This is a genomic window from Zhaonella formicivorans (assembly GCF_004353525.1).
GTDB classification, from domain to species: Bacteria; Bacillota; DUOV01; order DUOV01; family Zhaonellaceae; genus Zhaonella; species Zhaonella formicivorans.
On sequence record NZ_CP085524.1, the window covers coordinates 3,304,231 to 3,314,304 of the forward strand.

The following is a 10,074-nucleotide window of genomic DNA, read 5'->3' on the forward strand; positions in this document are numbered from 1 at the left end:
GGTGAATTTATGCAGATCACGAAGAGGTTATGCGCCACTTTGTTTTGTCTAATCATTTATTGCCTTTTATTTCCATTACAAGTTCAGGCCACCCCCAGTCATACCATCCGCATTGCAGGTGATGAAAATTATCCGCCCTATGAGTATGTTGACGATAACGGGATGTATAAAGGGTTTAATGTTGATATCATGCGGGCCGTGGCCATTGAATTAGGAATGGATATCGAGCTCATACCCATGACTTGGCAGGAGGCGCTGGTGGCATTAGAGAACGGACAGGTAGATGCAATTCAAGGTATGACCAAGAGCAAGATCAGGGAAGAAAGGTTTGCTTTTACCGAGGCGCTGGTGGTCAATTCCCAGGCAATTTTTGTACGCAAGGAGACCAACTATGTAACGGAATTAAAGGATCTGGCGGGGATGCCGGTAGCCTTTCAAGCAGGCGATATTAGCAGTGAACTCCTCCGGAGTATACCAGAGGTAATACCCATAATCAAAGACGATCAGGAAGAAGCATTGAAAGCACTGCTGACAGGTGAAGTGGAAGCATTTGTAGGTAACCGTTTGACGGGACTTTACATTCTGCAAAAGGAAAGACAGTTTGACAAAATTAAGATTGTGGGGGAACCGCTCTACTCCACTGAATATTGCTCGGCAGTGTTGAAAGGGAATACACAAACCCTGGCTTTGTTAAACCAGGGGATTGCTGCCATCAAAGCGAACGGAACTTACGACAAAATCTACCGCAAATGGTTTGGGGAAACTTTTGTTGATGCCAGCCGTTTTTGGAAGCGTTTGCTGGCTGCTGCCATTATAGTGTTGCTGCTTACTTTGGGCATGATCATTGCAACAATGTCCTGGAACAGGGGTTTAAAAAGAGAAGTAGAGCGGAGGACTCAGGAATTAGCCTCTGCCAACGACGAATTATATGCCCGCCAGTTGAAATTGGAGCAGAGCAACCGTTTGCGGGGTAAAATCTTAGAAAGTACTCTGGACGCCATCATTACTTTTAACCAGCAAGGCCAGGTTCTGACAGCCAACTCTGCGGCTAAAGCTTTATTAGGAAAAGAGATATCACCCGGTTTAACCTGGGGGGATTTGGGCTTAGGCCAAAAGTTGGGCAGTGACGTATTAAACAAGGCTTTGACCGGTACTGTCTGGCGCAGGGATTTGGAATGGGTAAAAAGCCAAACTGAAAGGCGCTTTATAAATTGCAGCTTAAGCCCTATCAAGGGACCTGAAGGGGCAGTGGAAGGAGTTATTTTAGTGTTACATGATTATACCGAGGAGAAAAAGTTGAAAGATGCGCTGTATCAAAATGACAAAATGCAGGCTCTTGGCACGTTGGCGGCTGGTATAGCCCATGAGCTCAGGAATCCTTTAACGGCAATCAAAGCTTATATTGACCTGTTGCCCATCAAATTTGACAATCCTAACTTTCGCCAGCAAATAATTGCCACTGTGCCCCAGGAAATGCAGAGATTAAACAATATTGTCAGCGTTTTGCTGGATTATGCCAGGCCAAAGCCTATCACCCCGCAGCGAGTTGAGTTATCGGAACTTATCCGAGAAGTATTTACCTTGTTTGCTGCCCACATCAAGCAAAAGCGTATTGAGATGACGACCGATTATGAGCCGGCAGCTTTTTGGGCTGATGGGCAGCAGATCAAGCAAGTACTTATCAATATTTTGTTAAACAGCATAGAAGCAGTGGGAGACGGTGGTATGATCGCTATTACGGGCTGTAAACAGGGCAGCCAGGTAATACTCAAAATTCAAGATAATGGCTGTGGCATTCCGCCTGAGGCTTTGGATAAAATTTTTGATCCGTTTTATACGCTGAAACCCGGCGGATATGGACTGGGGCTGGCCATATGTTATCAACTATTAAAGGACAACGGAGGGAGGATTTGCTATACAAGCAATTCGGGAGAAGGTACTACTGCAACTATTTATTTGCCGGCGGCTCCGGAGGAGGGGGAGAAACAACATGCATAACATTCTTGTAATAGATGACGAGCCTGCAATTTTAGCCGCGTTGCAATTTGCCCTGGAAGATGAGTATAAGGTTTACTGCACTACCAGTGTACCCGAGGGTATGGAGCTTCTAAACTGTAGGAATATTTCCTTAGTACTACTGGACCAACGATTAGGGGAATATGACGGATTAGAGGTCCTGCAGGCTATCAAACAGGAATACCAAGGTATACCTGTAATTGCCATGACGGCCTATGGCAGTATTCAATCCTCAGTTGAAGCAATGCAAAGAGGTGCTTATTATTATGTTACCAAGCCTTTAGATTTACCCGGGCTGCGAGTGTTGATTGCTAAAGCATTAGATTACCAAAACCTTGCGGACAGGGTTGCCCATTTGACTAAAGAACTGGATGAAAAGTACGGAACCGGACGGGTAGTGGGCAAAAGTAAAGCCATTGCGAATGTTTTTGAACTGGTTGACAAGATCAAAGATATTGATATCAATGTGTTAATTACGGGGGAAAGCGGTACGGGCAAAGAAGTGGTTGCCAAAGCAATCCACTATTCGGGCAAAAGGGCTTCGGGCCCTCTGGAAATTATCAATTGTGCCGCTATCCCCTATAACTTGTTGGAGAGTGAATTGTTCGGTTATGAAAAAGGGGCTTTCACCGGGGCCAATCAAAAACGGAAAGGCAAATTGGAACTCGCCCATGGTGGTACTCTCTTTTTTGATGAGATAGGCGAGATGGAGTTAGCTTTACAGGCTAAACTCCTGCGGGTGATCCAGGAAAAAAAGGTTACTCCCCTGGGCTGTGAAAAATCAATCCCGGTTGATGTAAGGTTTATTGCAGCAACAAATAAAAACCTCAGTGAAGAGGTAAAAAAAGGAAATTTCAGGGAGGATTTATATTTTCGCCTGAATGTGATCTCTGTTCAAATGCCGCCCCTCCGGGAACGCAGAGAGGATATACCGGTGTTGGCCAGACATTTCATCCAGAAGTACAGCCGACTCTTCAATAAAAATGTAACGGGCATCAGTCCTAATGCTGTCGCTTTACTGGAAAATTACAGTTACCCCGGAAACGTTAGGGAATTGGAAAATGTAATTGAAAGGGCAGTGGCACTGGCAGAAAAGGATGTTATTCAAGTCCATGACTTGCCCAAAGAAATTGCCGGTGGTTTCAATTTCTCTTCAAATAAAGACTGGATCCCTGTATATATAGGAGAATCTTTAGCGGAGGCGGAACGAAAACTTATTTTAGCAACTTTGGACCATTTTCAGGGCAACCGCTACCAGACAGCTAAAGTGCTGGGGATGAGTGAAAGGCATTTGCGTACAAAGATTAAACAGTATTTAAAAAACGAATAATTATTTAAGGAACTAATTTCCGGAAGGAAACAAATTTCCGCAAACCTGTAAAAGGCGGTAATTAGGGATATTATGGCGCTTTGCAACATTATTTAACGAAATTTGTTCCTGTGGTATACGGGAATATTTTAGCTAAACCGTCAATTTTGACGGTTTTTTGCTGTTTGGCATGGCTTTTGCAAATAAAGGGTGTTAAAAAGTGGGACTTGCCGGCGTCGCACTTAGCAAAAAAAACTAAACGGGGAGGTAAAGTATGAAAAAATTAAGTTACTTGTTAATACTGCTGCTGATCCTTAGCTTGGTTGCAGGTTGTGGGGGTTCAGGCGGGCAGAGCGGCGACAAGCCTTCGGAGATTTATTTGGCCAGCGCTAACCCAATGACGGGCGACTCTGCCCAGTTTGGCGATATGAAAGTCAAGGCCATTCAGCTGGCTCTGGACGAAGTAAACGCCGCCGGTGGGATTAATGGGGCTCAGGTAAAGCTCTTAGTGGGAGATGATACGGGTAACCCCAAAGAAGCTCCCAACGTGGCCCAAAAATTTGCCGCCGATGACAGGGTGCTGGCCGTGATTGGTCACTGGAACAGCTCTTGTACTCTGGCTGCCAGAGGCATTTATGAAGCTGCCGGTATTCCGGTCATTACTGATTCCGTTAACAAAGCTATTACTGACGGGTCAACTCCGCATGTCTACCGCATTTCATTAACCGATACGGCCCAGGCACAACATTTAGCAAAATATGCCTATGAGAAAATGGGCAAACGGCGCGTTGCAATTCTTTACACTGCTAACGATTTTGGCAACGGTTTAATGAATGACTTCAGCAAAGCGTTTAATGAATTGGGTGGAAAGGTAGTTGCCACTGAGACTTATTTTGAAGGGCAATCAAAAGATTTCAGCCCCCAGATCACCAAGATCAAGGCTAAAAACCCCGACTTGTTGTTTATAGCCGGATATTATGTGGAGACTGCTTTAATTGCTCAACAAAGCCGTTCGTTAGGATTAAATGTTCCAATGTTAGGGACTGAAGGCATTAGTTCAGAAGAATTAATTAAATTGGGCGGTCAAGCTGTGGAAGGCATTTTGTTTACGGGTTTCTTCCATCCCGAGGTAAAGTTCCCGGGTACGGAAGAGTTTGTGAAGGCTTTTAAAGAAAAGTATAACAAAGAGCCCGACACTTATGCGGCGTTAGCTTATGATTCCGCCAAGCTTATCCTCGAAGCTATTTCGAAAAACGGTGCTACGCGGGAAGGCATTAAAAAATACCTGGACGAAGTAAAAGATTTTCCCGGTGTGGCCGGCCCCATTTCCTTTGATGATAAAAATGATGTAACTCGCGGTATCATTATCCTCACTGTTAAAAACGGCAAGATTGTCCCTGCTGAGGTACAGCCCTAATGTCTTAAGGTGGTGGGGAGGTGTGCTCCCCACCACAATTAAATGAAAAAAGGGGTGAGAGAACATGTTTATGGAGCAAGTGAGCAACGGACTGGCCCTAGGCAGCATTTATGCTCTTACTGCCATAGGTTTCACCATGGTTTACGGCATTATTAGCCTGATCAATTTTGCTCATGGAGATATTTATATGATGGGTGCTTTTTTTGCCTTAACCGGTTTTGCAGTTTTCAAGCTGCCGCTATTTATAGCTTTCTTGTTTGGTATGGCAGGAGCTGCTTTGGTAGGGCTAATGCTTGCACGTTTTGCTTACCGACCGGTTTTTAATGCTCCCAGAATTAATTTATTTCTCTGCGCCATTGGTGCTGCTATATTCTTAGAGAATTTTGCCATGCTGGTCTGGGGGCCTGAAACCCAGTCCTTTCCGCAAGTAATCAATAACCAGGTTTACCGCGCTTTCGGTTTTACCTTGTCAACTTTACAGCTGATTATATTAGGAACCGGTATCGTGCTGATGGCAGTGCTAACATATATTGTCCAGTATACCAAGCTTGGACGGGCTATGCGTTGCACAGCCCAGGATATGAATGCAGCCAAGCTGATGGGAATTAACACCAACCGTATTGTTTATTTTACCTTCGCTTTGGGTTCTGCGTTAGGTGCAGCTGCCGGAATATTGGTTGGGATGTATTATAAAGCTGTTTTTCCTATGATGGGTTTTGTTCCGGGCTTAAAAGCATTTGTAGCAGCAGTAATTGGAGGTATCGGCAGTATTCCGGGAGCAATGCTCGGCGGTATTATCATGGGTTTAGCCGAAAGTCTCGGAGCAGCATATATTTCTTCCGGTTATCGTGACGCTATTGCCTTTATAATACTTATCTTTATTTTGTTGGTCAAACCGGCAGGGCTCTTTGGCAAATCAGTTCGGGAAAAGGTGTAAAGGGGGTAGAAGTTATGGCTCATGTATTTCAGGTGCTGATAAATCTGTTTTTAGCCACCGGTGCCCTTTTCCTGCTGATTAAACTGCTGTCGAAAATCTTTGACTGGGGTACCATTCGTTTTACGCAGCTGAATGCCAGTGCAAAGCGATTACTGTTGGCAGGTATAGTCATTTTGATTTTTACCTGGCCCTTACTGGTGGCAGGACAGCCCTATGTTTTAAGGACCAGCATAATCGTGCTGCTGTATATAGTTTTGGCTTTGAGTTTAAATTTTGTGCTGGGTTTTGCCGGTCAGCTCTCTATGGGCCACTCCGCTTTCTATGGCATAGGAGCTTATGTAACTGCCTTATTGACTGTAAATATGCATTTGTCCTTTTGGCTGGCATTATTGATTAGTGCAGTAGTTGCTGCTTGTTTTGGGTTCATTCTGGGTATTCCGACATTGAGATTAAAAGGTGATTACTTAGCTATTACTACAATAGGTTTTGGAGAAATTGTACGTTTAGTTTTAGTAAACTGGACTGAGGTAACCAGGGGCCCTGCAGGGATTCCGGGCATTCCTTCCCCCGGTGTTTTTGGTATGGTTTTACGGAGCAGTACTGCTTATTACTATTTACTATTACTGTTAGCAGTTTTAACAGTATTTATTTCTTACCGCCTCTGGCGTTCCAGGCTGGGCAGGGGATTAATCGCAGTCAGGGATGATGAAATAGCTGCCGAAGCTATGGGCATCAATTCAACCAATCTGAAAGTACTTGCTTTTGTACTGGGTGCGACAATTGCCGGTATGGCAGGCAGCTTTTTTGCTTCCTTTATCCATTATGTTAACCCTGATAACTTCACATACATGGAGTCGGTTGTGATCCTGTGCATGGTGGTATTAGGCGGAGTAGGCAGCATTCCCGGAGTAATCGTGGGAGCGACGGTATTGACAATACTCCCGGAAACATTACGGGATATAGCTACTTATCGCTATGCTATCTATGGCTTGCTGCTGATCTTGATGATGATTATTCGGCCCCAGGGAATGATCAGTGTGGCCAGCTTAAAAGGAGGTGAATCCGGTGCACATACTGGAGACAAAAGGGGTTACCAAATCTTTCGGAGGCTTAGTGGCAGTAAACAATGTTGATTTTCATATAACCTGTGGAGAGATCGTAGGTTTAATAGGACCAAATGGTGCCGGCAAAACAACTTTTTTTAATTTAATTACGGGACTGTATGAACCTACTGCGGGTGAGATCAGATTTTCAGGGCAGGTTTTAAAGAAGATGCGCCCGTTTCAGGTTACTGCCTTGGGCATCGGGCGAACCTTTCAAAATATTCGCCTCTTTAGCAGTATGACGGTGCTGGAGAATGTGATGGTTGGGCAGTATTGCCGTACTCAAACCGGCTTACTGGGAGCGATCTTTTCACCGCCAAAAGTTAAGGCCGAGGAAAACGCTGTACGGGAAAAAGCATTGGAACTGCTTGACTTTGTTGGTCTGGAGAATAAGAAAGATGAAATAGCTACCAGTTTGCCTTACGGAGATCAACGGCGGGTAGAAATTGTCAGGGCCTTGGCTACTGACCCCAAGCTGCTTTTGTTGGATGAGCCTGCGGCAGGGATGAACACGCAGGAAAAGAAAGAAATGCAAGCCCTCATCAGGAAAATTCAAAAGAGGGGGCTGACCGTACTTTTGATCGAGCATGATATGAAACTGGTGATGGGGATTTCTGACCGGGTGGTAGTGCTGGATTACGGCAACAAGATTGCAGACGGTCTCCCCCAGGAAATACAGCGCAATGAAAGGGTAATTAGAGCTTACCTGGGCAGGGGAGGTGCTGCTTAATGCTGAAAGTCCAAAACCTCAACACTTATTATGGCAGTATTCATGCTCTAAAAGGCATTTCCTTTGAAGTAAAAGAAGGACAGATCGTTACTCTGATCGGAAGCAATGGTGCCGGGAAGACTACCACCTTAAAAGCTATTTCCGGGCTGGTTAAAGTGCAACAGGGGAGCATTGTTTTTCAAGGGCAAGAAATCTCGGGCGCACCTTCGGAACGGATAGTGGCCATGGGCATTAGCCAGGTGCCGGAAGGAAGACGTATTTTTGTACGTTTAAATGTTCAAGAGAATTTGCTGATGGGGGCTTATCTGCGCAATGACAAACAAGGTATAGCCGCAGACCTTGAATACGTCTATAACCTTTTTCCCAGGTTGAAAGAACGTGCTAAACAGATGGGAGGAACTTTAAGCGGCGGGGAGCAGCAGATGCTTGCCATTGGCCGCGCTTTAATGGCCCGACCCAAGCTGTTAATGCTCGACGAGCCTTCCATGGGTTTGGCGCCAATTGTAGTTGAAGAGATTTTCCAATGCATCAAAGATTTAAACAGCAAAGGGTTAACAGTACTGTTGGTTGAGCAGAATGCCAATATTGCTCTTGAAATCGCCCATACCGGTTATGTGATTGAAACCGGTGAAATCGCCTTTTCGGGAGCAGGACATGAGCTATTGCAAGATGATAGAGTGCGTAAAGCATATTTAGGTGAAGAATAAAAGGAGGTTATTAGCAATGAAAAAATATATTCATGCAGTGCCTAACTTTAGCGAAGGGCGTCGCTTAGAAGTGATAGAAGCGGTAGTAGATAATTTCCGCAACCGGCCTGGGGTTAAACTGATGGGATATTTCCCCGATGCTGATTTTAACAGGACTGTAATCGAGGCTATAGGTGAGCCGGAACCCATGCTGGAGGCTTTGCTTGACATGACAGCCACTTCAGTCAAGTTGATCAATATGGAGGAGCAAACGGGCAATCACCCCCGCATTGGGGCGCAAGATACAATCCCCATCTTCCCCCTCAAAAACATTACTCTTGAGGAGTGTAAAGAGCTGGCGGAAACAATAGGACGTCAGATATATGAAAAACTTAATGTTCCGGTATATTTTTCGGGAGAGAACGCCCGGACTCCCGAGCGCAAAAGCTTGGACTATATTAGGAAAGGCCAGTACGAGGGATTGAAATTAGTAGCCCATACACCGGAAAGGTCACCGGATATTGGCCCGGCGGCATTGCACCCCACGGCCGGAGCAGTAATTGTCAGTGCGGGAACCAGGCCACTGGTTGCTTTTAACGTGATCCTGGGAACCGACCGGTTGGAAATAGCAAAGGCCATCGCCAAAATTGTGCGTGGGCCCAGCGGCGGTTTTTCCACAGTGCGGGCAGTAGGACTTAAGTTTGAAGAGAGGAACCAGGTAGTTGTTTCCATGAACATGTTTGATTACGAGCAGACCCCTATCTACCGTACTTATGAATTAGTTAAAATGGAGGCGGCCCGGTACGGTGTGCCTGTAGTAGGAACAGAGATTGTAGGTACTCTGCCCCAGGAAGCTTTAGTGATAGTGGCCGAACATTACTTGCAACTTGAAAACTTCAAACGGGAGCAAATTATCGATAACCATCTAATCGGTCTATAGGAGGCATACAGGTGGAACTAGTCAAAATGTCTGTGGAAGAGTTTTTGGCAGAGCTGGCTTCAGAGTCTCCCGCGCCGGGCGGAGGCAGTGTCAGCGCATTGGCTGCTGCTAATGCTGCTGCTTTGTGTGAAATGGTCTGCAACCTTACACTGGGCAAGGAAAAGTACCAGGAAGTAGCAGAGGAGTTTAGCCGGATTAAAAGCACTGCTGCAGAGCTGCAGGCAAGACTCCGGCGGTCTATAGATTTGGATACGGAGGCCTTCAATCAGGTAATGGTGGCATTCAAGCTGCCCAAAGGTACTGAAGAGGAAAAGGCCATTAGAAGCCAGGCTATTCAGGATGCTTATTGCCAGGCTATAGATGTTCCTTTTTCTGTCGTTGAAGCATGTGTGGAGATATTAAAATTAATACCGGAAATAGCTGCAAAAGGTAACCAAAATGCGCTGAGCGATGCCGGGGTTGCAGCCAACATAGCTCTGGCCGGTATGGAAGGAGCTATCCTCAATGTGCGCATTAATTTGCCCTACTTAAAGGATGAAACACTGAAGCAGAAGCTGTACAGCAAGTTAGAGGGGTTAAGGGAAGAAGGAAAAACGTGGTATAAAAAAGCAAACGAAATTGTGGAAAATAAATTGTAAGATGGTAACTTATAGCAAGTGGCTGTCTTTATCAGTCACTTGCTACTTTTTTATTTGAAGATAACTGTACCGTTAACGTCCCCTAATGCTCCCATACTCCCGCAGCGTCCATGCTGCTCGTTAGCCTACAGTCATTTGCCATCCGGGTGCTCTAAAGATTCAGCCAAAGGTTGCTTTGACGTAAATTAGCGGAAGAGCAAAACAGTACAAATAGCGAAGTTGGCGAAAATGGCACTTTCTGGAGGAATTTGTGGAATTATAGAGAAATCTATAATATTCTTCCAGGGAGGGGATAGGG

At 45.3% G+C, this 10,074-nt stretch carries 9 protein-coding genes; all 9 read left to right on the forward strand.

Annotation, left to right across the window (positions count from 1 at the left end):
* Positions 1-9: 9 nt before the first annotated feature.
* The 9 genes from EYS13_RS16095 to EYS13_RS16135 all read left to right on the forward strand — a co-directional run bounded on the left by EYS13_RS16095 (position 10) and on the right by EYS13_RS16135 (position 9,776).
* Complete coding sequence (locus tag EYS13_RS16095) at positions 10-1,998, forward strand: transporter substrate-binding domain-containing protein (RefSeq protein ID WP_227764719.1); 1,989 nt, start codon at positions 10-12, stop codon at positions 1,996-1,998.
* Positions 1,991-3,346: a sigma-54-dependent transcriptional regulator gene (locus EYS13_RS16100; RefSeq protein WP_227764721.1), complete on the forward strand. Its 1,356-nt coding sequence runs from the start codon at positions 1,991-1,993 to the stop codon at positions 3,344-3,346. Before EYS13_RS16095 ends, EYS13_RS16100 begins: the two co-directional genes overlap by 8 nt.
* Positions 3,347-3,599: 253 nt before the next feature.
* The gene (locus EYS13_RS16105) at positions 3,600-4,742 is read left to right on the forward strand and encodes an ABC transporter substrate-binding protein (protein ID WP_227764722.1); all 1,143 of its coding nucleotides are present in this window, start codon (positions 3,600-3,602) and stop codon (positions 4,740-4,742) included.
* A gap of 64 nt (positions 4,743-4,806) precedes the next feature.
* On the forward strand, positions 4,807-5,679 hold the full coding sequence (locus EYS13_RS16110) for a branched-chain amino acid ABC transporter permease (RefSeq protein ID WP_227764724.1): 873 nt from the start codon (positions 4,807-4,809) through the stop codon (positions 5,677-5,679).
* A gap of 14 nt (positions 5,680-5,693) precedes the next feature.
* Entirely contained in the window at positions 5,694-6,812 is a 1,119-nt protein-coding gene (locus tag EYS13_RS16115; RefSeq protein WP_227764726.1) for a branched-chain amino acid ABC transporter permease, read from the forward strand.
* Positions 6,745-7,512: an ABC transporter ATP-binding protein gene (locus EYS13_RS16120; protein WP_227764728.1), complete on the forward strand. Its 768-nt coding sequence runs from the start codon at positions 6,745-6,747 to the stop codon at positions 7,510-7,512. Before EYS13_RS16115 ends, EYS13_RS16120 begins: the two co-directional genes overlap by 68 nt.
* Positions 7,512-8,219 (forward strand): ABC transporter ATP-binding protein, encoded by a 708-nt coding sequence (locus EYS13_RS16125; RefSeq protein ID WP_227764730.1) that lies wholly within the window; start codon positions 7,512-7,514, stop codon positions 8,217-8,219. Before EYS13_RS16120 ends, EYS13_RS16125 begins: the two co-directional genes overlap by 1 nt.
* A gap of 16 nt (positions 8,220-8,235) precedes the next feature.
* Positions 8,236-9,138: a glutamate formimidoyltransferase gene (ftcD, locus tag EYS13_RS16130; protein WP_227764732.1), complete on the forward strand. Its 903-nt coding sequence runs from the start codon at positions 8,236-8,238 to the stop codon at positions 9,136-9,138.
* An 11-nt stretch (positions 9,139-9,149) separates the two neighbouring features.
* Positions 9,150-9,776: a cyclodeaminase/cyclohydrolase family protein gene (locus EYS13_RS16135; RefSeq protein ID WP_227764734.1), complete on the forward strand. Its 627-nt coding sequence runs from the start codon at positions 9,150-9,152 to the stop codon at positions 9,774-9,776.
* The last annotated feature ends 298 nt before the right edge of the window (positions 9,777-10,074 follow it).

Coding starts and splice junctions, on each gene's coding strand:
- EYS13_RS16095 (WP_227764719.1), top strand. CDS start 10: ATGCAGATCACGAAGAGGTTATGCGCCACTTTGTTTTGTCTAATCATT.
- EYS13_RS16100 (WP_227764721.1), top strand. CDS start 1,991: ATGCATAACATTCTTGTAATAGATGACGAGCCTGCAATTTTAGCCGCG.
- EYS13_RS16105 (WP_227764722.1), top strand. CDS start 3,600: ATGAAAAAATTAAGTTACTTGTTAATACTGCTGCTGATCCTTAGCTTG.
- EYS13_RS16110 (WP_227764724.1), top strand. CDS start 4,807: ATGTTTATGGAGCAAGTGAGCAACGGACTGGCCCTAGGCAGCATTTAT.
- EYS13_RS16115 (WP_227764726.1), top strand. CDS start 5,694: ATGGCTCATGTATTTCAGGTGCTGATAAATCTGTTTTTAGCCACCGGT.
- EYS13_RS16125 (WP_227764730.1), top strand. CDS start 7,512: ATGCTGAAAGTCCAAAACCTCAACACTTATTATGGCAGTATTCATGCT.
- ftcD (WP_227764732.1), top strand. CDS start 8,236: ATGAAAAAATATATTCATGCAGTGCCTAACTTTAGCGAAGGGCGTCGC.